18 protein-coding genes are annotated in these 23,786 nt (G+C 47.2%); 10 read left to right on the top strand and 8 right to left on the bottom strand.

Going from position 1 to position 23,786, the window contains the following annotated elements; translation table 11 throughout:
* The first annotated feature begins 190 nt into the window (after positions 1-190).
* The 7 genes from LZG73_RS17520 to LZG73_RS17490 all read left to right on the top strand — a co-directional run bounded on the left by LZG73_RS17520 (position 191) and on the right by LZG73_RS17490 (position 12,351).
* Complete coding sequence (locus LZG73_RS17520) at positions 191-1,546, top strand: enolase C-terminal domain-like protein (protein ID WP_233852942.1); 1,356 nt, start codon at positions 191-193, stop codon at positions 1,544-1,546.
* 211 nt (positions 1,547-1,757) lie between these two features.
* Positions 1,758-2,795 (top strand): LacI family DNA-binding transcriptional regulator, encoded by a 1,038-nt coding sequence (locus tag LZG73_RS17515; RefSeq protein ID WP_233852933.1) that lies wholly within the window; start codon positions 1,758-1,760, stop codon positions 2,793-2,795.
* A gap of 89 nt (positions 2,796-2,884) precedes the next feature.
* Positions 2,885-4,126 carry a mandelate racemase/muconate lactonizing enzyme family protein gene (locus LZG73_RS17510; RefSeq protein ID WP_233852931.1) on the top strand — a complete coding sequence of 414 codons (1,242 nt, stop codon included), beginning with the start codon at positions 2,885-2,887 and terminating at the stop codon, positions 4,124-4,126.
* A 160-nt stretch (positions 4,127-4,286) separates the two neighbouring features.
* Entirely contained in the window at positions 4,287-7,277 is a 2,991-nt protein-coding gene (locus LZG73_RS17505) for a TonB-dependent receptor (protein WP_233852929.1), read from the top strand.
* A 13-nt stretch (positions 7,278-7,290) separates the two neighbouring features.
* Positions 7,291-8,769: a RagB/SusD family nutrient uptake outer membrane protein gene (locus LZG73_RS17500; RefSeq protein ID WP_233852927.1), complete on the top strand. Its 1,479-nt coding sequence runs from the start codon at positions 7,291-7,293 to the stop codon at positions 8,767-8,769.
* A gap of 94 nt (positions 8,770-8,863) precedes the next feature.
* Complete coding sequence (locus tag LZG73_RS17495; protein WP_233853230.1) at positions 8,864-11,011, top strand: PQQ-binding-like beta-propeller repeat protein; 2,148 nt, start codon at positions 8,864-8,866, stop codon at positions 11,009-11,011.
* Positions 11,012-11,049: 38 nt separating this feature from the next.
* Positions 11,050-12,351: an MFS transporter gene (locus tag LZG73_RS17490; RefSeq protein ID WP_233852925.1), complete on the top strand. Its 1,302-nt coding sequence runs from the start codon at positions 11,050-11,052 to the stop codon at positions 12,349-12,351.
* Positions 12,352-12,374: 23 nt separating this feature from the next.
* Here the strand turns inward: LZG73_RS17490 and LZG73_RS17485 are convergent, their stop codons facing one another.
* The 5 genes from LZG73_RS17485 to LZG73_RS17465 all read right to left on the bottom strand — a co-directional run bounded on the left by LZG73_RS17485 (position 12,375) and on the right by LZG73_RS17465 (position 16,049).
* Positions 12,375-12,758: a hypothetical protein gene (locus tag LZG73_RS17485; RefSeq protein WP_233852923.1), complete on the bottom strand. Its 384-nt coding sequence runs from the start codon at positions 12,756-12,758 to the stop codon at positions 12,375-12,377.
* Positions 12,759-12,815: 57 nt separating this feature from the next.
* Positions 12,816-13,409, bottom strand: a complete 594-nt coding sequence (locus LZG73_RS17480) for a hypothetical protein (RefSeq protein WP_233852921.1) — start codon at positions 13,407-13,409, stop codon at positions 12,816-12,818.
* 76 nt (positions 13,410-13,485) lie between these two features.
* Complete coding sequence (locus tag LZG73_RS17475; RefSeq protein WP_233852919.1) at positions 13,486-14,055, bottom strand: DJ-1/PfpI family protein; 570 nt, start codon at positions 14,053-14,055, stop codon at positions 13,486-13,488.
* A 263-nt stretch (positions 14,056-14,318) separates the two neighbouring features.
* Positions 14,319-15,230 (bottom strand): AraC family transcriptional regulator, encoded by a 912-nt coding sequence (locus LZG73_RS17470; RefSeq protein ID WP_233852917.1) that lies wholly within the window; start codon positions 15,228-15,230, stop codon positions 14,319-14,321.
* A gap of 9 nt (positions 15,231-15,239) precedes the next feature.
* Positions 15,240-16,049, bottom strand: a complete 810-nt coding sequence (locus LZG73_RS17465; RefSeq protein ID WP_233852915.1) for an SDR family oxidoreductase — start codon at positions 16,047-16,049, stop codon at positions 15,240-15,242.
* Between the two features lie 372 nt (positions 16,050-16,421).
* On the opposite strand from LZG73_RS17465, the gene LZG73_RS17460 reads away from it, so the two are divergent.
* Positions 16,422-16,871, top strand: a complete 450-nt coding sequence (locus tag LZG73_RS17460) for an Hsp20/alpha crystallin family protein (protein ID WP_233852913.1) — start codon at positions 16,422-16,424, stop codon at positions 16,869-16,871.
* Positions 16,872-16,911: 40 nt separating this feature from the next.
* Here LZG73_RS17460 and LZG73_RS17455 read toward each other — a convergent pair whose 3' ends face one another.
* The gene (locus tag LZG73_RS17455) at positions 16,912-19,689 is read right to left on the bottom strand and encodes a TonB-dependent receptor (RefSeq protein WP_233852911.1); all 2,778 of its coding nucleotides are present in this window, start codon (positions 19,687-19,689) and stop codon (positions 16,912-16,914) included.
* A gap of 16 nt (positions 19,690-19,705) precedes the next feature.
* On the bottom strand, positions 19,706-20,479 hold the full coding sequence (locus LZG73_RS17450) for a GLPGLI family protein (protein ID WP_233852910.1): 774 nt from the start codon (positions 20,477-20,479) through the stop codon (positions 19,706-19,708).
* Positions 20,480-20,638: 159 nt separating this feature from the next.
* Between LZG73_RS17450 and LZG73_RS17445 the strand changes: the two genes are divergently transcribed.
* Both LZG73_RS17445 and LZG73_RS17440 read left to right on the top strand, forming a co-directional pair.
* Positions 20,639-22,024 carry a cell wall metabolism sensor histidine kinase WalK gene (locus LZG73_RS17445; protein ID WP_233852909.1) on the top strand — a complete coding sequence of 462 codons (1,386 nt, stop codon included), beginning with the start codon at positions 20,639-20,641 and terminating at the stop codon, positions 22,022-22,024.
* Between the two features lie 3 nt (positions 22,025-22,027).
* Positions 22,028-22,702, top strand: a complete 675-nt coding sequence (locus LZG73_RS17440) for a response regulator transcription factor (RefSeq protein WP_233852908.1) — start codon at positions 22,028-22,030, stop codon at positions 22,700-22,702.
* 49 nt (positions 22,703-22,751) lie between these two features.
* On the opposite strand, the gene LZG73_RS17435 is transcribed toward LZG73_RS17440, so the two are convergent.
* Complete coding sequence (locus LZG73_RS17435; protein WP_233852906.1) at positions 22,752-23,729, bottom strand: GntR family transcriptional regulator; 978 nt, start codon at positions 23,727-23,729, stop codon at positions 22,752-22,754.
* Between the last annotated feature and the right edge of the window lie 57 nt (positions 23,730-23,786).

The raw sequence follows: 23,786 nt of genomic DNA, 5'->3' as shown, positions 1-23,786 counted from the left end.
ACCAAGTATATGCAAAAGCTTAATCGATTAAGCCAAAATTGTATTGACGGTTAGCCTATTGCTTCAAGATTATATGGTTTTTATCGCATATTGGCTGAATAACGCTCAACCAAGTGGAGAAACGCTCATGCGTATATAGCATACAGTTATTTAAGCCTAAACCCTTAACATTTTCATTTAATTAAGACATATGGATCATAGCGGAATGAGTCGTCGTGAAACGATGAAAGCATTGGGCCTGACCGGATCGGCTGGGATTTTGGGTCTGTTTGGCGGCATTGGCAACGCCAAAGCCAACGAAGAAAAAGAAACACCGCATTATGCGAAAGCCATGAAACCTGTCACCATTAAAAGTGTACGGGCCATTGCCACAGCGCCACAGGGTTCTAACTTGATTGTGGTAAAAGTGGAGACTTCCGAGCCGGGATTATACGGTCTGGGATGCGCTACTTTCACACAAAGAGCTGCTGTTGTGCTGGTTGCGATTAACACTTATCTCAATGAATTTTGCGCAGGGAAAGATGTGGACAACATTGAAGATATGTGGCACGGCGCTTACGTGAGTTCTTACTGGCGCAATGGCCCTGTGCTTAACAATGCACTCAGCGGCTTGGATCAGGCGCTTTGGGATATCAAAGGAAAACGTGCCGGAATGCCTCTCTATCAGCTGCTTGGAGGAAAAGTGCGGTTTGCGGTTCCGTGTTACACGCATGCCAATGGCAACACACCAGAGGCCACGGTTGAAAGCGTGAAAAGCATTCAGGAACAAGGATTCAGATACATTCGCATTCAGCAGGGTGGTTATGGTGCGGTGGGCAGCACAGCCGAGCAGCCGGATTTCAAGAAAGAAAATTTCGGAGGTCCAACGGACAGTTTCATGAATGAAAACACGTATCTGAAAGCAATTCCAAAGCTCTTTGAAGCCGTCAGGAAAAATTGCGGAGAGGAAATCGAGCTGCTTCATGACATTCATGAACGCGTGCAGCCGATGAATGCCATTAATATGATCAAAAAGCTGGAAGAGTTTAATCCGTTCTTCATCGAAGATCCTTTTTCACCGGAAAACCAAAAGTGGTTTAAGATCCTGCGGCAAAACACGACTGTCCCGATTGCTATGGGTGAGCTTTTTAACAACGTCAATGAGTTTGTAGAACCCATGGTGAATCAGTGGTTTGACTTCATCCGGATTCACGTTTCGCAGATCGGCGGAGTTACGCCAGCCATGAAAGTGGCCAGGTTAGGAGAGTGGTTTAATATTAAAACGGCATGGCACGGACCAGGTGACGTTTCGCCTGTCGGACATTCTGCACATGCGCACATTGACCTGGCTGTCTGGAACTTCGGGATTCAGGAAGCGGTGAGTTTCAATGAGAAAACCCAGGAAGTTTTCTCCGGCTGTCCAACGATGAAAAACGGCTATATGTCTGTCAATGAAGTCCCCGGCATCGGCGTCGACATTGATGAAAAAGCCGCCGCAAAATATCCCATCACCACCAAATCCAACTGGCAAGTCAGAAAATTTGATGGCACATTGATCCGCCCATAATCTTTTTTATCTCTGGGTTGAAACCCAGGGCAATGATTCCTTAGAGCCCGGTGGGCTCTTATGTGCACAATTCGGATTAAAATCTTGGTCCAGAATGTAAAAGAGCCGTCAGGCTCGCAAATATTTTAACCGGGGTTTCAACCCCGGAGAAAAAAGGGAGAAAGAAAGAAAAGAAAGAGAGAAAAAGAAAGAGAGCCAAAACCCCAGCACCATGAAGAAAACATCCCTCAAAGACATAGCCCAAAAAGCCGGCGTATCAACCGCCCTGGTCTCCTATGTCCTCAATGGGAAAGAGAAGGAAACGAGGGTGGGAGAGGTGATTGCCAAAAAGGTGAGAGAGATCGCGAAAGAGCTTAATTACCAGCCCAATCACCTCGCCAAAAGCCTCAGAAGTGGCAAAACACACACAATTGGGCTCATTATAGCCGACATTTCCAACCCATTTTTTGCGAACATCGCTCGGGTTGTGGAAGATGAGGCCAAACGAAATGGTTACACGGTCATCATCGGCAGCTGTGATGAAAACGCAGACAAATCTTGGGACTTGCTCAATGTGCTGATCAATCGGCAAGTGGATGGCTTTATCATTGTTTCCTGCGAAGGTTCTGAAAACCAGATTCAATATCTGAAAGAAAGAAACGTGCCTTTTGTATTGCTCGACCGACATTTCCCCGACATTCAAACCGATTTTGTAGCAACCAACAATTACAAAGCATCCTATGACGCAGGCATTCATCTGATCAAATCGGGCTATGAACGCATTGGCTTAATTGCTTATAAATCAGACATGTATCACATGGTGGAACGCATCAGGGGATACAAACACGCATTGAGCGATAACCACATTGAATTTGATGACAACTGGCTAAAAGAAGTCATATTTGAAACAACAGAGCGCGACGTGAAAATCGCCATAGACGAAATTCTGGCCACCGATCACAAGGTCGACGCATTGATTTTCGCAACTTATGGACTGGCTATCAATGGTTTAAGATACATTAATGAGCTGCGGCTGAAAGTGCCGTCCGATCTGGCGATCGTCAGTTTTGGGCAGGCGGAGGTTTTTGATCTTTATTATTGCCCCATCACTTATTTGCGGCAGCCGTTGGAGTTGTTGGGGAAAACATCCGTTGAATATCTTTTGAAAAAACTGAAAAATCCCGACGAAGGAATGAAACAAATCTTGATGGAAGCTAAACTGATTGCCAGAGACTCAACCATGGCAAAATCCGCCTGGCTAACTGAATAATTTTTAGACAAAATGCTTAATCGATTAATGAACGACCGGTTGCAAAATGCGTTAGCTGTTTTCAAACAATATAAACCACCAATTTGACTATGCATAGAAGAACTTTCCTAAAAACAGCAGCGCTTGGCTCGGCAGTGGTCATGAGCGGTGTGCCGACGATCCGGGCCGAGGCCGCCTCTAAAATGAAGATTACCAAAATCCGCTATTATGCGGCTCCTGGCTATAACAAACCGCTTTTTAATCAGGCGCGCGGCATTGTTGAAATCGAAACAGACGGCGGCATAATCGGCATCGGTGAAGGCGGGTCGAAGGATATGATCGAGCAATGTGCGCAAATGATGATTGGCGAAGATCCGTTCCGCATTGAGCATATCTGGCAAAATGTGTATCGCGGCATGTTTTATCCGCCCGGACGTGAAAAACTCCACGCACTCGGTGCATTGGAAATGGCGCTTTGGGACATTAAAGGCAAGGCGTTGAATGTGCCCGTCTACGAACTTTTGGGCGGCGCAACCCGCGATTACATTGAATGTTACGCCACCGGTTTCCGCGCTTCGAAGGCCAAAACCGAGGAAGAAAGAGCGCAGGATTGCATTGCCGCAGGGTTAAGGTCTTACCGCATCGGCCCCACCGGAGGCAATGGCGACGAGCCTTTTGATTTTTATGACAATGTTAAAAAAACGATCGAATTCTGTAAAAGAATCGATGCAGCCGTGGGCGGCGGCGGCAAGTGGGCCATTGATTTGCACACGCGCTTTGATATGACCGATGGCCTGAAAATCTGCACGGCACTGGAAGATCTGGAACCTTACTTCATCGAGGATATTGTGCGGTCGGAAAACCCTGGTGTTTACAAAAATGTAAGATCCATGACCAAAGTTCCAATCGCTGTCGGCGAGCAGTTTGGCGACCGCTGGGACACCAATGAGCTTATCGAAAACAGGTTGATCGATTACACCCGTTTTACACTTCCCAACACGGGCGGCATCAGCGAATTCAAAAAAATCGCTTCCATGTGCGAGACGCATTATGTAGGCATGATCCCGCATTTTACGGGTCCGCTTTCCACGGCCACGCTCGTGCACGTGCTGGGTTCGAGCAGTCCTATGCGCGCCATGATGGAACTTGGCGGCGGTGAGCCGGAGCGTCCGCCTTATTTCAACGAGGATTTTATCAATTTCAAAAACGGCAAGCTATATCTCAACGACAGTCCTGGCCTGGGTGTAAAGTTTGATCCCAAAAAGGCAACATTCGTTATGGAAGTGAAAGAGAAGACCAAATTCCCGCATCCGATTCTGAAAGCGCCCGACGGCTCGATCCACAACTGGTAACCCACAACGCAGTCGAAGGCTCCGTCGTCGACTAGCAACCCTCACATTCTTTAATAGTAACCCCTGCAAGTCTGTGACGCAGGCCAGGCTCTGCATTTTCTTACGCTTACAAAAATTGTATTATTCAAATTTTTTCTATAACATCTATTTGCCTTTTATTATGAAAAAACTTGTAAGTTTGGTTTTGTTGCATCTCATTCTGACCCAAAGCTACGTCTTTGCGCAGAACAGCAGGGTGACGGGAAAGATTACCGACCAGGACAATGTTGCCTTGCCGGGTGTGAGTATTTTGCTTAGCGGAAGTTCTACGGGAACTGTGACGGATGGAGACGGAAATTATGTGATTAATGCGCCTGGAAATGGCAGTTTGGTGTTTTCTTTTATCGGATATCAAAGCCAGACCGTTGCCATTAACAACCGGACCAACATTGATCTGCAGCTTGCGCAGGAGTCGAGAAGTTTAGGAGAGTTGGTTGTGGTGGGTTATGGAACACAGAAAAAAACGGACGTAACCGGCGCATTGTCAGTCGTTTCCACAAGAGAATTTTCGCAACAACCCATCACACGCCTTGACCAGGTTTTGCAAGGTCGTGCGGCGGGTGTGCAGGTGACGCAATCCAATGGTGCGCCCGGTGGCGATGCCCGGGTTCGTGTGCGTGGTGCTAATTCTGTTTTGGGAAATAATGATCCTTTGTATGTGATTGATGGCTTTGTGGGCGCGAACTATAACTTGCTCAATCCCGCTGATATTGAATCACTTCAAATTCTGAAAGACGCCGCTTCAACTTCGATTTACGGGAGTCGGGGCGCGAATGGTGTTGTCATCATCACCACCAAAAAAGGAACAAAAGGACTGAAAGTGAATTACGAAGGCCAGGGAAGCATTTCGAATGTGATCAAAACATTTGACATTCTGCCCGCAGGTGAATTTGCAGAAATCGTAAATGCGAGAGCCATTGCAACAGGTTCCAACACACCATTTACAGAAGCGCAGATTGCAGATTTTAAACAAAACGGCGGCACCGACTGGCAGGATCTGGTTTACAGGAAAGGCAGCGGAACACAGCAGCAGATCACCGTTTCAGGCGGAAATGAAAAAACCTCTTTCCTGATCTCCGGAAACTATGTAAAACAAAAAGGGATTGTGGAGAACAGCGGATTCAAGCGCTATGTTTTGCGGACCAACCTGAACACGCAGATTAACAAAAAGCTTGCTTTGCGCGTGAATTTGTCGGGTGCAAAATCGGCAAATCATAACACAGACGGCGGCGGCGCTTTGATAGAAGCATTGCAATGGGCGCCGACAACACCTGCATATGGAGAAGACGGCCAGCCCACATTCGCCGATCCGATCGGTTCCGTTTCCAGAAGTCCGCTGGATCAGTTATATGACAAATCCAATGACATTGACCGCATGAACATCAATGCCATCGGCGGATTAAACTGGCAGCTGCCGATCAAAGGCCTGAGCCTGGATTTACAATACGCGATCAATTATCTGAATGCGCAGAACAAAAATTTTACAGGCAAAAGGCTGTCCAACAACAACCCAAGCGCAACGCGTTATTCATCCGAGCAAGTGACGCTGCAAAATACCAACGCGCTGAATTATACTACGACCATTGGTAACCATTCTATTAATGCCGTGGCCGTTCTGGAAACGCAGCAATTTACAGACAGAAATTTTACGGCAACCGCAACCGGCCTGCGTTTCCCGCAGCTTGGTTACGACAACATTGGCGGCAATTCGGCAGCAACCGTTAACTCTGCATTTTCAAAATCGACATTGCTCTCACTTTTAGGAAGGGTTAATTATGCATTCAAAGACAAATATTTGCTCACTGCTGCGATCCGGCGGGACGGTTCGTCCAAGTTCAGTAAGGATAACCGAAACAGTGTTTTTCCTTCTCTGGCAATCGGGTGGAGACTTTCTGAGGAGGAATTTATCAAAAATCTAAATGTGTTCAGCAACCTAAAACTGCGCGGAAGCTGGGGAATGACAGGAAGTCAGGCGATTAACCCTTATGCAACATTGTCGGCATACAGCACAACCCAAATGGCTTTCAATAACACTGCAGTGACGGCCGGCGTGATCCAGGGAAATCAGGGAAACAAAAACCTGAAATGGGAAACAACGAAGCAAACGGACGTCGGCATTGAAATGGAATTCCTGAATGGCCGCTTGCACGTGGAAGCCGATTATTTTCACAAAAACACAACAGATTTACTGCTTAATGTGGCGCTGCCCAACTATGCAGGCGGCGGAACGCAAACCAGAAATGTGGGTGAGATCGAGAACAAAGGCTTTGAATTTGCGATCGGCGGAACGCCTATTGAAAGCGGAAAATTTGGCTGGGAAACAAATCTGAATTTCTCCACATTAAAAAATCAGGTGCTTAGTCTGGGTGGTTTGCCGCGCCTGGGAACGGGCACGGGCGCAGGTGGCGGAATGTCGATTACCAATGAATTTATGCTGAAACCGGGTGAGCCGCTGGGTTCTTACTGGGGGCTGAATTATCTGGGAACATTCAAACAGGCCGATGCTGATGCGGCCGCAAAACAAGGCCGCGTGCCGGGGGATCCGCGTTATGAAGATGTAAATGGCGACAATGCGATTACGACGGACGATTTCCAAATCGTAGGCCGCGCATTTCCAACATTGACGGGTGGTTGGAATAACACATTTGTATACAGCGGATTAACATTGAATGTGTTCTTCCAGGGCGCATTTGGATTGGATAAGCTGAACTACACAAGAGCAGGCGCGATGTCCGGCTCGGGCGAAGCACGACAGTTTTTGCTGACGGAGATCAGAGATTATTATCGCCCTGGCAACGAGAATTCGGATATTCCTGCCTTTACAAAAACATATCAGCCATTCACGCAGTCGAGCCGATTTGTGGAAAACGGCAGTTTTGTAAGGTTGAAAAATATAAGCCTTTCTTATAATGTGCCGACTTCGATTTTCAAGGACAAAGCCACCGTGCGCGTTTTTGCGAGTGCGACCAATGTTTTGACATTCACAAAATACACCGGACCCGATCCGGAATCCAGCAATGTAGGCTCAGGAACGGACACCGCCATAGGCATCGACCGCGGTTCTTATCCCAATGCAAAAGTGTACACAATCGGTCTTAACCTTGGCTTTTAATCTTTGATCAAAAATGAAAAAATATAACTTACTCATACTGGCAGCATTGCTTTTGACAGGCGTAGGCTGCGAAAATTACCTGGAAGAGGACACCACGGGCTTACTTTACGGCGAAAATGTGCTCGCCACACAAGACGGACTGGAATCGGCACTAACCGGCGCATACAAAGGTTTGGGATCACAATGGTCTTACGGATTCATCCACCCGGGCGCGCAAGCTGCCATGCTCGGCGGCGACGATGTAACCACGCACCCGGCCAGTAATAAAGCCGACTGGCGGGAATTCGACCAGTTCAACCCATCGACAACAAACCAGCGTTCCAATGCGGTGTATACGGGTTGTTACAAAGCCATTCAGGGGGCAAATAATGTGATTAATAATTGGGAAAAAACGGTCGGAACAAAGGCTACGATCGACATTATTGTCGGCGAAGCGCACTTCATCCGTGCGTTCTCCTACTTTTGGCTCGTTCGCTTTTACGGCAACATTCCGCTCATTACGGCAGGCGAATATTCGGACGAACTGCTGACCGTAGGAAAATCAACGCCGCAGGAAGTTTACGACCTGATCATTGCTGATTTGAAGGTTGCAGAAACCAATTTACCCGACGCAAAACGCGATCCGGGACGGGCGAACAAAGGCGCAGCCAAAGCGTTTTTGGCCGAAGTTTACCTGACAATGGCAGGCTGGCCTTTGAAACAAACAGACAAATATGACTTGGCTGCTGCCAAAGCAAAAGAAGTGATCGACAACCGCGCACTTTACGGTTTTGAGCTTTTGCCAACATTTGCCGCAGTTTTTGAAAACGATCCTGCCTCTGCCGGAACAAGAGAAGCCGTTTTCCAGATCAGTGGATTTGCAGCAGGCAGCGGAACGGCCAATGCCACTTACGGAAACACGACGATGCCGGGCGAAGAAGGCGGCTGGGACGATATGTTTGCCGAGCTCAACTTCTTCCGCGACTTCCCTGCTGGCCCGAGAAAGGACGCCACATTTCGCACAGAGTTTGGTTTAGGCGCGACCAAAATTGCATGGCAAAACAGCCTTACCAAGCATCCTTATTATCAAAAGTGGTATATCAAAGGCAACATTGTAACGTCCAGCATTTCGCTTCCGACCGTGATGATGCGTTACCCGCACGTGCTTACCACTTATGCAGAGGCAAAAGCGCGTGGAAAGGGCGGACCGGACCAGGCTGCTTATGATGCATTGAACCAGGTTCGCTTGCGCGGCCTTCCTGCCGGAACGAAACCGTTGGCAATGGGCAGTTTGAGCGCGGCTCAATTCGCTGATGCCGTGGTGCAGGAACGTGCCTGGGAATTTGCCTGTGAAAGAACCCGCTGGTTTGACCTCGTGCGATTGGAAAAAGTGGAAGAAGCCAATGCCAAGAAAAGTCCGGACGATTTGCAGCCGATCAAACCGATCACAAAAGCTAATTACTGGTTTCCGCTGCCTTATACGGACACGTCTATTAATCCGAATTTGAACTAAAAACAGCGCATAGCAACGCTCAATTACTGCTAAAATGACCCGAAACGCTGCAAAATATCTGATTTTTCTATTGGTAATTATGCTTTTCTGCGGAATGAGACTTTCCAGGTTTTCAAAACCTGGAAAGTCTTCGGACCCCGGCGAAGATTGGCCCGTATACGGCGGAAACAATGCGGGAAACCGTTATTCCGCCTTAAATCAGATTAATAAGGATAATGTTAAAAACCTGCAACCGGCCTGGTCTTATGACACGGGCGAGAACAAAGATCCGCAGCAGCGCGGCATGGACATGCAGTGTCAGCCCATTGTCATCAACGGCATTATGTACGGCACCACGCCACGTCTTAAAGTGTTTGCCATCGAGGCAGCAACCGGCAAAGAGCTTTGGAAATTCGATCCTTTTGCCGACCCGAATGTGCGGCCCAGATTTCACCCCGTGCGCGGCGTGGTTTACTGGCAGGAAGGCAATGACCGGCGAATTTTGTATACGGCCGGTTCCACTTTATATGCGATTAATGCTGATAATGGGCAATTAATCAAAGGTTTTGGTAAAAATGGAGAAGTTGATTTTCATGAAGGACTGGGCAACAAAGAAACCTATGGTTATGACATTAATAATTTCAACATTCGCTCCACAACGCCCGGAGTTATTTATAAAAACTTGCTAATTACCGGTTCATCCGTTTCAGAAGGCGGCGACGCATTGCCCGGCCACATTCGCGCATTCGACGTGCGCACCGGAAAGCTCGCCTGGGTTTTCAGGACCATCCCGCTGCCCGGTGAGTATGGTTACGAAACCTGGTCAAAGGATTCTTACAAGAAACTAGGCGGCGCCAACTGCTGGGCCGGAATGGTGATCGATGAAAAACGTGGCACTGTGTTTCTGGGGACCGGCTCACCTTCGGTGGATTTTTATGGAGGCGCGAGAAAAGGAACCAATCTTTTTGCCAATTGCGTCATCGCGCTCGATGCCCAAACCGGCAAGCGCAGATGGCATTTCCAAACCGTTCACCACGATCTTTGGGACCGCGACATTCCTTGTCCGCCCAATTTGATCACTGTCAAAAGCAAAGGCAAAACGGTCGACGCCGTTGCGCAGGCTACCAAAGACGGCCTTATTTTCCTTTTTGATCGGGATACGGGTAAGCCCTTATTTGATGTCAAAGAAATTGCTGCACCCACAGCCAACGCATTGCCCGGCGAGCAGCCCTGGCCCACGCAGCCAGTTCCAGTAAAACCAGCTCCGTTTGCAAATCAGACATTAACGGAAGCCGACATTACCAACCGCACGGCCGAAGCGCACGCCTACGTGCTCGACCGCTTCACAAACAGCATCAAAGGCCCCAAAAACCAACCGCCAACATTGGAGGGCAGCCTTCTTTACGGCATCGGCGGCGGGGCAGAGTGGGGCGGAACGGCGGCTGATCCGAATGGAATCATGTATGTCAATTCAAATAACATGCTCTGGTGGCTCAAAATGCGCGATGCGAAAGAAAAATCGGATGGAAAAACATTATCAAAAGGCAATGTTCTGTTTAACACAAACTGCGCGGCTTGCCACGCAACAGATGGTAAAAGTTCGCCAGCAACGCAGGCTTATCCATCATTAAAAGACATTGGAAAGCGAATGACCCGCGCGCAGATCAGCACATTGCTCGAAACAGGCCGCGGCAGGATGCCATCTTTCCAGCACATTGCCAAGGCAGATCGTGACGAGCTTGTGAATTTTCTTTTAAATGTGGAAACAAAACCGGCTGCCAACGACATTCACGTCGTTGCAGACATTGAAAAAACCGTCGCCGATTTCCCGCATGCGCCGCCCTATGTGAACAACGGCAACGTCCAGTTCCGCGATCAGGACAATTACCCGGCCATTAAACCGCCCTGGGGAACATTGAATGCCATCGACCTGAACACCGGCGAATATCTCTGGAAAGTCACATTGGGAGAATATCCCGAACTCACCAAGCAAGGCATCTCACCAACAGGCACAGAAAATCACGGAGGCCCGATTGTCACAGCAGGTGGCTTGCTATTTATCGCAGCCACTTATGACGAAAAATTAAGGGCATTTGACACCAAAACCGGAAAAGTCGTGTGGGAATACAAATTACCCGCCGGAGGTTTCGCCACGCCCATTACTTACATGGTCAATGGCAAGCAATACATTGCAATCGCGGCGGGAGGGGCACGATATGGCCTGAAAGCAGGCGGAACGTATGTCGCGTTTGCATTGCCTTGAACGAATGAGCAACTATTTCACAACCAACCCGCCTTGTAATGCCGAATCCAAATAGTAAAAATTACCGCTGGTTCATCGTCGTCCTCCTCTTCACTGCTACGACCATTAATTATCTGGACCGGCAAATCATTGGTTTGCTCAAACCGATCCTAGAAAAGGAATTCGTCTGGACGGAAACCGATTTTGCGCGCATAGTGATGGCCTTTACGTCGGCCTATGCGCTGGGTTTGCTGCTTTTTGGATGGTTGATTGATAAAATAGGGACGAAAATGGGTTACTCGATCACCATAGTTTTTTGGAGCATTGCGGGCATGTTGCACGCGGTGGCCAGGAGTGCATTTGGTTTTGGACTGGCGCGCGTGGGGCTTGGTTTGGGGGAAGCAGGAAATTATCCGGCGGCGGTCAAAACGGTTGCTGAATGGTTTCCGAAGAAGGAACGTGCACTGGCAACGGGCCTTTTCAATGCCGGAACGAGCGTTGGTGTGGTCGTTGCGTTGTTGCTCGTGCCCTGGATATTAAGTCATTATGGCTGGCAGGAAGTGTTCTGGATTACGGGTGCACTGGGGTTTGTGTGGCTTGTTTTCTGGCTGATTTATTATGACATTCCTGCCCAGCAAAAACGCCTCAGCGCAGAAGAATTGCATTATATTGTCAGCGGTCAGGATCAGGATGAGCACGATGCCGAGAAGCAGCCTGTGAAATGGATCAAGCTTTTTACATTCCCGCAAACCTGGGCTTACATTACCGGAAAAGGTCTCATTGATCCCATTTACTGGTTTTTCCTCTTTTGGTTACCATCTTATTTCGCATTCACATTCAACCTGGATCTCAAAAAACCAAGTCTCGAATTAATGCTGATTTATACCGCAACCACAATCGGCAGCATAGGCGGCGGTTATTTGTCTTCGTGGCTGATCAAAAAGGGGTGGCCCACATTGAAAGCGCGAAAAACTGTTCTGTTGGCATTTGCTGTCTTGGAATTATCGGTAATCCTGATACAATTTGCAGGCGATGTATGGATCGCAGTCGCCCTCATTAGTTTCGCTGTCGCATTGCATCAGGCCTGGGCGACCAACGTCTTCACATTGCCGTCCGATCTTTTCCCAAAACAAGCCGTGAGCTCCGTTGTAGGAATAGGTGGAATGGCCGGAGCAGTAGGAGGGATTTTATTTCCCATATTGATCGGCAGCTTGCTGGATCGTTACAAAGCGGCTGGAAATCTCGAAGGTGGTTACAACATTATTTTCACCATCTGCGGCTTCACGTATTTGATTGCCTGGCTAATCATTCATTTGCTGACCAGGACGGCGAAGACTGTGGAACTGGATGAACTACGGTGACGCTAATTTTTCCGATCAGCACATTAAATTTTCACCCTGATTCGCAGTTTTCCTGCCGTTGAATCGTGCCGCGAAACATATTTTACATACACCATTTGGCTGTAATAATCGTCCTGCGTCTCAGGAATGGCAGGCTTCCCGGCCGGGATCAGAATTTCAGTTTTGTACTCAAACCGCGGATCAGTAGACCAATGTATGGCTGACGGGTGGGAAAGTTCGCCGTCAAAGGAAAACCGGATAAATACGGGTTGTTTTCGGTTTCTGATTAAAAAAACCGTGTCGCGATCAGGGGTGGTGACTTCTAAATCGTACGTTTTTGCGGATTCATACATCGTTCCCTCACAAGATGTCAGACAAATTGCAAGACAACCCAACGCAGCTGCTAATAAGCTTGAAGATCTTCGCATTGGCTATTTCGATTATAATATTTCAAATCTAGTTACAAGAAGTTCATAACCGCCTTCTCAAAAAGCATATCCAATCCCAATTCTTCCGCCGGGGTTTATAATGCTTTGACGGACACCGGATTCCTGTTTTCCAAGACCTATTAAGCCGTGGCGTTCAAAAAACGGATTTATAAAGAAGCTGACCTTTTTGTAATTGTAACTAACGCCCGCGCCCAGGCCAAAGCCAATCCCGGTTTGCTCGTCTATATCAGTGTTCTTTTTATCAATTTCGATATCAGTGAGCAGGCCGCCGTTTACGAAAAAATATTTAAGAAATGTCAGATGAGCGTAAACCGGGATTGACACGACTTCAATGGACTGGGTGATGTCAGGAATGACAATATTTGGCATGTCAACGTGATCCAGTTTGAAATCAAATGAGCTGTAATCGATCCCCGTTTCGAATGTGATGATCTTGCTGCTCTTCATTAAGTAGCGGATTCCAAAAGCGTTGGATGCAACCGCCTTATAGCCAGCGCCTCCATCCACATCTTTGTTGTAAACAGGCTGAGGTTTAGAGCGGGAATATGTTACAAAAAGCGTGTTTGCATTTTGGCAAAAAACTTCACCCGAGAGCATCGCGAGCAAGATGAGCAGAAGATATTTCTTCATAAAGAGCAAGTTATATTGGCTAATGTAACCGTAATATACATGATCACACACCAATAACATTACCAACCCAAAGCTTTTACTTTTCCACCAGTTCTGCTTCTTTAAGGCACACAAAAACTTCGCGATAAAAGTCTGGGTGTGATTGCCAGGTTTGTCCGGTTACAATGTTGCCGTCGCGAATGGCCTGTTGGGTAGAATATGTGCCGCCTCCCATTTCGATTTCTGTTCGTACGTGTTCGTAAGCAGTCAGTGTTTTGTCTTTGGCCAATCCTGCTGTAACAAGAATCTGTATTCCGTGGCAAATCGCAAAAACCCATTTGCCCTGCCGATCAAACTCACGAACTACTTCCAGGAGCGCAGCGTGGTTGCGCAAATATTCAGGTGCGCGGCCTCCCAGCAGCAGAATGGCATCATAGTCGTTTACTTTCACGTCTTCAATCGTCAGGTCCGAAGCCAGACAATAGCCAGGCCGTTCCACATATGTGTCCCAACCGAGTTCGAAATCGTGCATCACCAGATTAAGCCGTCGCTTGCTAGGCGCAGCAATCACGGCAATGTCGCCTTCTTCCTGAAAGCGGTGAACGGCATAAAGTGTCTCATAACTTTCGCCACCATCCCCGGTGACAATCAATATTTTGCGATTCATGTTGTAAGTGTTTTTTGGAATATAAAGTGTTCGTGGTGTTGGTTTTGCCTGGATAATGAGATCAAAAGTAAAAACCGGTTGTATTTTACCTGCAAAACTTCGTGCTGTTACCTTGCAGCATCCTTCGAAAGCGACGCTGAGCATATTCAAAAATCAAATGGGACAAGTAAACACAGAGAAAAGTTGTCCCCGAAGCATGTTGCAAGAGCCTTGCCGCCGGATTTATTTAGATGTGAAAGGACTTTCTCAATGAATGTCTTTTTTCAATTAAAACTCCCCCTAAACTGCAACGGCGTCTGCTGCGTTTTGCTTTTGAAAAGCTTACTGAATGATTGCGGATATTCAAAACCTAGTTCATAGGCAATTTCACTCACTGAAAGCTGCGTGGTCGACAATCTTTCCTTCGCGCGCTCAATCAGCTTTTCGTGGATCAACTGTTGGGTCGTGCTTCCTGTGAGCTGCTTCAAGCAATCGCTCAAATATTTGGATGATAAATGCAATGCTTCGGCGATGTGTTGGGCAGTGGGCAGACCCTTATCAAGTTGGTCAGATTTGAAATAAGTATTCAGAACATTCTCTACTTTATTTAACAACTCGTTACCCACGGCCTTGCGCGTGATAAACTGCCTGTTATAATAGCGATCGCAATAAGTTAGCAGAAGTTCAATGTTGGCAATCATTACTTCCTGGCTGAAGTTGTCGATGGGCAGTAATGATTCTTTTTGTAATTGGACAAAAATATTATTCATAGTCTCCTGCTCATCTTCCGAAAGAATAAGGGCTTCGTTGACTGCATAATCAAAATAGCCATACGTTTTGATCCTGCTGCCTATTGGAAAACCTCTGAAAAAATCAGGATGAATGGAGAGCTGCCAGCCGGCTTTTGCAAAAACGAAGTCCTTTTCAATAAAACTCACCTGCCTGGGTGCAAAACACGACATCACTCCTTCGTCAAAATCAAATACACTTTGGCCATATTGAATTTTGCATGGGCAATCTGTTTTCAAAACTATCTGGTAAAAATCATTGACCAGCCTCGTCCGCTGTTCGATTTTAATTTCGGGAAAATCTTCAAACTTTATCAAGCTGACGAGCGGGTGCTTCGGTTTTGGAAACTGCAAAAGGTGATGCAACTGCGTGATCGACTGAATGTGAACTGTTGTCGTTGTTTCCATTCGACCAAGTTAATTACTTTGCCCTAACTTTTTCCTGTAAGAATTCGCCATAACGCGGGTTATCATCGCATTGGGCAGCAATGTTGCCAAACGCGCCCCTAAGCGGTTCCTGCTTCCGGATATTTTGAACTGTTTGTTTGCGTCCAAAGCTTGCAACAATTCATCAGCAACATCTTCTGGTGTTTGCGTGGCAGCCGTTTGATAGTCTGAACTCAATCCCACGCCTTTTTCATTATTGATCCCAGCCGATTCATTGAAATTTGTTTTGGTCAGTCCCGGCGCAAATAACATAACATGGATATTGCAAGGAATGCATTCCTGCGTCAATGCCTGAGTGAATGAGCGCACAAATGCCTTGCTGGCGGCATAGGTTGCCATGTATGGAACCGGCATAAATGCGGCCATTGAGGCGATATTGATTATGGTGCCTCTTTTTCGTTCACGCATGGGTTGCAGGAAAAGATGGGTCACTGCCAGCAAGGAGGCGTTATTCAGTTGCAATAAATCAAGCTCCGATTGCAAAGAGAGCGTTGCAAATTCGCCACCTGAGCCGATTCCTGCATTGTTTACCAATATATCAATCTCCCAACCGTGCTTTTGTGTTTCGGCAAAGATTTGAAAAGCGGCATCCGGCTTTGCCAAATCAGCCGCGATATATGCTGCCTGAACTCCATGCTGCTCCTGTAATTCTTTTGTGATTTTTGCAAGTTTTTCCGCATTGCGGGCTACTAAAACGAGGTTATGCTGTCTCGCTGCGAGCTTTTTCACAAGGGCTTCGCCAATTCCGCCGGATGCCCCGGTTACTAATGTGTATTTCATTTTTTCTCTGCATTTGATTGATAATGCAAAGGACACTAGCTATCGCAAAGAACTTGTATTCAAAAGTCGGTTTGTTGTATTCATTATGCTGGTGATGGATGAAGCAATGTCCAAGCTTATTCAACCCCACACTGGTCGTTGTATTAACCCAGTCCAAGCAAAACCAATATGAAAATTTGTCAGCTGAAAACCCCGCTAGTTCCTTACAAAATGTCAGAATTTTTCTGCCTAAGTGTCACAGCAGCAGCTTATTGCTGAAAATATCGCTGATTTTTTATGACAAAAAGTTTTCTGGAACGAGGTTTGTTTTAACGGGTTTCAAATGCGGATAGCATTGTGAAAATCATTGTTAAACCTTAAAAGATTAAAGTCATGTCACTGATCAAAAACAGACGCAATTCATTTTCTGCGATCCCTGCGCTGGTCGACGATTTTCTTGGCCGCGAACTTTTCAACTGGGACAACAGTCATTTTTCAAGCACTCAGACAACCGTTCCCGCTGTAAACATTCTGGAATCTGCTGACAACTTTACGGTTGAAGTCGCGGCTCCTGGAATGGAAAAACAAGATTTCAAGATTGAGCTGGAAAATAACACGCTCACCATCTCATCTCAAAAGCAGCAAAACGAGCAAACAGAACAGGGCAACTACACGCGCCGGGAGTTTAGTTATCAGTCTTTCCATAGAACCTTCATTTTGCCGCGCGATGTTGTCAATGATGAAGGCATCGCCGCCAGATACGAAAATGGGGTGCTTCATTTAATAATCCCGAAAAAGGAAGAAGTAAAACAAAAAGCACCCAGATTGATTGAAATCAGATAAATAAATAAGGGCTTGCTGCAAAGTAAGCCCTTATTCTTTTTCAAATGCCAAACTTGCGCAGGTTGTAAACCAGGCTCACAAGGAAATATCTCCTTAATACAACACTCTGAATATCTTCAATGTAAGTCTCTGTTACGATCCGGGTCAGGCTGCGGTTTTGATTGAGTATATCAAAAACTTGCAGCCGGATCTCTCCTTGTTTTCCCTTCAAAAAACTGCGCGATAATGCGGCGTTCCAGCGGGTGAACTTCTGGTTGAAGCCTGCCGTGCGGCCACTGGTGCCGGTGTAGGTGAGGTCTGAGGTGAACACCAAATGCAATGGAAGCTGCCAATACAAATCCGCAGTGAGATATTGCGACCAATACTGGGTGTTTTGCTGAGGCAACAGCGAATATTTGGCCTGCTGATAACTGACCCGCGCCCCGAGCCCATAATCAATCTGACCTTCCCAGGCTGATTGAATGCGAATGCCCTGACCAAGCAAAGTCGTTTTCGCCTCGTTTTTGAGGTTATTGATCAGGCTCTGGCCAGCGGAAATATTGGCCTGCGTATTGAACGTCAAATCTAGTTTCATTGCATTGATTTGCTTGCTCCATGACAAAAAACTATTCAATGCCCAATAACCGCGTGTATTGATTGGCTTGGAAAAGCGCGCACCATTGTCACCGATCGTCGCCGCATTGTTGATCCGGCTGTTGCTCTGGTTCAGGTTTGCGAAAACAAAAAGGCTGCGGTCTCCATTGCTTTCCGAGCTGTTATATGTCAGTGTCAGGGTGTTGTAATATTCCGGGCGAAGTGTCGGATTGCCACTTTTAATGTCGAGTGGATTTGTATTGTCGATCACGGGTTGCAACTGGGTTACACTTGGCGGGGCAATGCGGGTGCGATATTGCAGCCGCGCACGCCTGTTGCCAGGGAAAGTGTAACTGAATAATGCATTGGGCAGCCAATGCAAATACTGCTTTTTAATGCGCGAATCCTGCGATAAATTATCCGAAACTTGCCTGGAACTTTGCACATCCAAACCGAGCGTATAATTAAATCTGAGCCGTTGCGTCTGCAAGGTTGCACCCATTTTATGCGCATCAAACGTGCCGGCAAAGCGGTTGGTCAGCATTGAATCCGGAATAGCGTAGTTATTTGTCTCCTCATTTTTATCAAAAACAAAACGGGACTGACGGTTCTGATAATTTAACAAGGCATATCTGACTTCAAGCTTTTGACGAAATGAAAGTAGCTCTGTAAAAGAGAAGTTCAGGTTGTTCTGAGCCGAAAAACTGTTCTGCCGGTTTTGCTGGTCAATATCATCGATGACATTTGCTAAGCCAAGTGAATCGTAAAATACATTTCGCGACTGATTATAGCCCGTGTTCTGTCCGTTTGACAAAATCGTGTTCAGATTAGCAGACAATGTTCGGCCCAGTTTTCTGAACTTTCGCATTAAGATGAGGTTGTTATAACCATTGATCCCGTTGCCTGCTGAGCGATAATGCGTCTGCCCCGTATTCAGTGAATCGCCGCTTTTAGAGTAAGAAAAATTATTCAAATTGCTATTAAAGCGAACATTTTGCCATGAAATGTTGGGCGTGACACGAAGGCTCGTCAGGGAATCCAGCTGAAACTCAAACCGTCCGTTGAAGCGCTGATTGAATGCATTATTCCGGTTATTATTGGATTGATCTGACCAAAAAGATTGACCAGGGAGAACATATTCACGCCGACTTTCCTGACTGGTTGTGGTGATCGCCTGATTGGCAAAATAGCTCGCGGAAACTTCCGCCCGTTTTCCGTAACGCACTTGCTCGCCTTCTGCACGATAGTTGAACCCGCCTGCCCGCACTTCGGTGATGCTCGTGGGCGTTTGCCCATTTTCACTTCCAAAAGACCCGTACTGGCCAACGAACGTAGGTCCGCCCATTCCGCCGCCGGGCAGGCTGCCGTCGCCCAATGAAAAATTCTGACGGTTCAGGTTGTTCGCTTCTCCGATAAGCGATATTTGCCTGCCAGGCCCTCCATTTCGGTTGTTGAAGCGGTTGAGGCTCAGTTTTCCCTCGTAACGCATTGCACTGGTCTCCGTATTTCTGCCAGCGCCAATTGCATTTTGACCAAAATAACCCTTCCCTTTATCTTTCTTGATCGTAATGTTGATCGTCCGCTCGCGGTTACCATCGTCAATGCCAGAGAACTGCGACTGATCCGAAGATTGATCGTAAACCTGCACCTTATCCACAATGTCGGCGGGCAGATTGCGGGTGGCCATCTTGGGATCGTCCCCAAAAAATGGTTTTCCGTCCACCAGCACCTTGCGGACGGCTTGTCCATTGCTCTTAATTTCCCCGTCACGCGAAACTTCCACGCCCGGCAACTTTTTGAGCAATGCTTCAAGCTGCGCATTTGGCTCGGTTTTGAATGCGCCTGCATTGAACTGCACGGTGTCTCCTTTAATGCTTACGGGCGGCGCTTCCTGTTTGATCACCACTTCCTGTAATTCCGTCCCCTGCTCGCTCATCCACAATGTATCCAGGCTAACCGGATCGTTGGTAACTATTTCAAAGTGAGCGGATTTGTTTCGGTAACCGACATATGTAACTAGCAAACGATAACTGCCGGTTGAAACGTTTTTAAGTCGAAACTTCCCGTCTCCGTCTGTCACGCTGGCCGTGACATAGGCGGAGTCGCGTTGTGTGAGGAGTGACACGGAAGCCGTGCGCAAAGGTTTTTTGCTGATTGAATCGAGGACGATGCCCGACACTTCCGCGCGGACAGAGAGCTTCTGTCCGGCGGCTGTGAAATGTGTCAGGATGATGGCTAATAGCATTGCGATTCTCATAAGATTATCTTCCGCCGTCTCCCGGCATCATTTTGCGCTGGCGAAAATCGGCCATTTCCTTCTCGCGAAGGTCATTCAGTTCTTCTTTGGAAATTTGCTGCGCGCCTGTTTGCGGCTCCACATCTTTGGCATTCACCTCCCTGGACTGCACTTTGCTGGCTTTAAATTGCTCACGGCTTCCTTCGATCAGCAGCACCACGCCCTTTTCGGGCGTAAGCTCGTGCACAGGCGAGTAAGTTGCGGGCAGCTCTTCCGTAAACCAGACTGCATAAGGCTCATTTTTGAACATTACAGTCGCCTTTTTGCATGAATAACCCGCGATTTTCTTGGTCTGACCTGAAAGCTGCCAGCCGGAAATGCGTTGTATCGGAGTTTCACTTTTGTAGGTTTTAGGCTCCGGTCCTTTCAGCGTCAAAACAGAAATCACCTTCTGGCCAGCCAGATCCACACATCTGTATTCATCAAACGGCCGGCCGAGATTGGTGGTTTTTGGCGGGCTGCCATCGGCTGTCATCCGTTGAACAATCATGTTCTGATCATCCATAATTTCCCTGATGTAATTTCTTGCAAAAAGAACTTTCTGACCCACGGTTCGTGAATCGGGAATGTCCGTAGGGAAATTCGGGTCGCCTGGCTTCACCGGCTCACCATTGATCACCATCCGCAATTGCGAAGGATCGATTTTACGGACCACCTCATAGTTGATCTGACCTGAAAACTGCGCATAAGCCTGCCCGGCGGCCAGCCATAAAGCGGCCAGCAAAATCTTGATTTTCATAGCATTAACCTGTTTAAGTTTGATGCTCCAAAGTTGCGCGGAAGCTGTGTTAAGCACTGGTATTTAGTGTTAAATAGTGTTACAGCCGTATCAAACGTGTGCGGCGCAATGTAGATTTGTACTATGAGCAGCGCCCGTATCAGGTTCATTTTCTCGTTGATGATTATTTGCATTGTTGCAATCAATGCGTTTCAGGGCTATTGGCTTTTGACGACTTATCGGCTAAATCGCTCGCAGTTCAGGCAGACGGTTCAGGAAGCGCTTTTTCAGGTGGTCGAGGGGGAGCAAATTGCGAGGGCGGATGCGCTTTTTGGTCTTAATGGCAGGAAGCTTGGCGCTCCGGGCGCTCCACCTTTGTCACAGTCGCGGATGATTGTCAGGAAATTCAAATCGGGTCCAAATGCGGAGACGCGCCTCTATGTTCGCTCCGATATTGAAGATAAAACCGTAAAAGTGGCGCCGGGAGACACATTGGCAAACCGGATTTCGAGAATGCTGGTAATGGGCTGGGCAGAAGGCGGACAAATTGACAAAAGAAAATTGTTCAGTGCTTACCGGCTCGAACTTCAAAAACGCGGTGTCCAGGCTGCGTTTCTCATTGATACATTGCGCATTATCCCTGAGTCCAATGGTGATAAAACTTACTTCGTTGATAAAAGAGATAGTGGGTTTAATGTATCAAACCAGTTCCGGACATTTCCGGTGCCGATTAATCCGGTGAAAAATCTTTTTGTACAAGCCACTTTTGACATGCCGTTTTCCTTTTTGTTCAAAAAAATGGGCGGCTTGCTGGTGGCGAGTTTTTTATTGCTAACCCTGACGACCGGCTGTTTCGTTTACATGCTGCACACGATTTTGAGGCAAAAAAGGCTTTCGGAAATAAAGAATGATTTCATTAATAACATGACCCACGAGCTCAAAACGCCCATTGCAACAGTAACCGCGGCTGTGGAAGCAATGATGAACTACGGCGTGCTTGACCATCCGGAAAAAGCAAAAAGTTACCTGTCCATTTCTCAAAATAATCTCGGACGCCTCTCTGAACTCGTCGAAAAAGTGCTTAATCTGGCGGTGGAGGACAAGCAGGAAATGACATTGCATCGGGAGCCGGTAAACCTCCGCCAGCTGATTGGCGAGATTACAGAAGGTTACAAGCTCAAAGCGACGAAACAAGTCCACTTTGAGCATCAAATTGCTGATAACGAAGTTGTTTCAGTCGATCCGATACATTTTGCCAATGTGCTGAGCAACTTGGTTGATAACGCGGTTAAATATTCGAACGAAGCAGTGACGGTGATTTTTAAATACAAAAATGATGGCAACAGCTGGCAGCTGGCGGTTGCGGATAACGGGATCGGCATCGCAAAAAATCATCAGCAGGCGGTTTTTGAGCGTTTCTTCCGGGTTCCTACGGGTAATTTGCATGCTGTGAAAGGCTTCGGGCTGGGACTTGCGTATGTCCGGCAAGTTGTGGAGCGGCATGGTGGCAGCGTTTACGTGGTCAGCGAGCCGGGCAAGGGAAGCGAGTTTATTTTGAAATTCTGATTTATGCCAAAAGTTTTACTCATTGAAGACGAGCCTGCTCTGGGTATGATCGTGAAAGATAGTCTGACCTATCGCGGTTTTACGGTTTGCTATGCCGCAAACGGAATTGCCGGTCTCGCTGAGTTTGAAGCGCATCGCCCCGACATTGTCGTGGCTGATGTAATGATGCCGGATATGGATGGATTTACAATGGCCGAGCACATTCGAAAGCAAGACCCGAATGTGCCTATCATGTTTTTAACCGCACGGTCGCAGACCGCCGACGTTGTCAGAGGTTTTGAGCTGGGCGGAAATGATTATCTCAAAAAGCCATTCAGTCTCGACGAACTGGTTGTCCGCATTGAAGCGCTGCTTCGGCCCAAAAATGTGGTTAATGTTCCTTCGACCTTGTTTGAGATTGGCAAATATACATTTGATCCTGCCAAACAAAAGTTGTCTTTCAACGGACAGGAAGCTTCTTTGTCGCACCGGGAAGCTGAACTGTTGCGCCGCCTTTATCAGCTTCGCAACCAGGTTTTGGAAAAAAATTCTGTGCTTTTAGAACTTTGGGGCGACGATACATTCTTCAATGGCCGCAGTCTGGACGTTTTCATCACGCGCCTCCGCCGCCATCTTCGCGAAGACCCGCAAATTCAGATCGTCAACATTCGCGGGATAGGGTATAAGTTGATTATTTAAATTGTGGATTGGGAATATAAACCAAAATTCCAATGCACAGTGCACCAGTTCAAAGTGAACCGCGGATGTTGAGCTGCCAGGGGTTTTCAATGGTCAGGATCGCTTTGGTGTCGAGGAGCCTGGCCATTGTTTTTCCCATTAATCTGAAATCGGTGGAAAGTGTGGTGATCCCGCCGGCGAGGACTTCTTTGAGGGGTGTGTCATTGTAGGAAATGATGCCAAAATCTTCGCCGGGTTTTAAATGCTGAACTCCGGTTTGCTTGATCAGATCAGCCAGATCTTCATCTTTTACGACGATAAATAAATCACCAGCTTGAATTTCGCGGCCAGCAGTTTCCGAAATGTAGTCGTGCGCAAAGCCGTAGTTTTCACAAAAGGCTTTCAGTCCTTCATACCTTTCTTCGGGTTCTTTTTCTTCTTTCTGGACCATCAAAATGCGCTTGTATTTCCGGATCAGCTCCAATCCAGATTCGAGTGCTTCGTACGTATTTTTCTCAAAATCCTGATAAACAGCTGAATATCTCCCTTTGAGCTCGGGGTGAAAATGATCCAGCAGCAGCACCCGGCCCGAAAGTGATTCCAGCAAATCGCCGATCCCCTGAAATTTCCCCGACATAATAATATAGTCAGTGTACCTGTTGTTGGCGTCGCGCACCAGGGTTTCGAAAACTTTTCTATTGTAATTATGAAAATACAGGTCCACCGTTGCCGTATTTCCCACAGCTTCCATAAATGATTTAAAAAGCACTTCCTTAAATCCATTCAGCTCATTGAATAGCAGGAAAATGTGATGTCCGGTCTGGATTTTGGTGCTCTTTACAAAATATCCCACACCATGATTGGAGGCAATGATCCCTTTTGAAACCAGCTCGCGCAATCCTGCAAAAACTGTGTCCCGCGAAAGATTATAAGTGCTTCGAAACGCATTGATGGAGGGAATTCTGTCGCCGGTGCGGTATTCTTCCGATTGGATCCGGTCGGTAACATGGCTGACAATCAGCTTGTATTTTGATTTATTCTCGATCATGCGGTGTCACTTGTGCAGCAAAAGTAAATTTTTTTAGCGAACGGATGTTTTTGACAC

This window comes from Dyadobacter sp. CY326 (assembly GCF_021390515.1).
Classification (GTDB): domain Bacteria; phylum Bacteroidota; class Bacteroidia; order Cytophagales; family Spirosomataceae; genus Dyadobacter.
The sequence above is the reverse complement of the archived record's forward strand: the minus strand, read 5'-3'. Positions and strand labels throughout refer to the sequence as shown.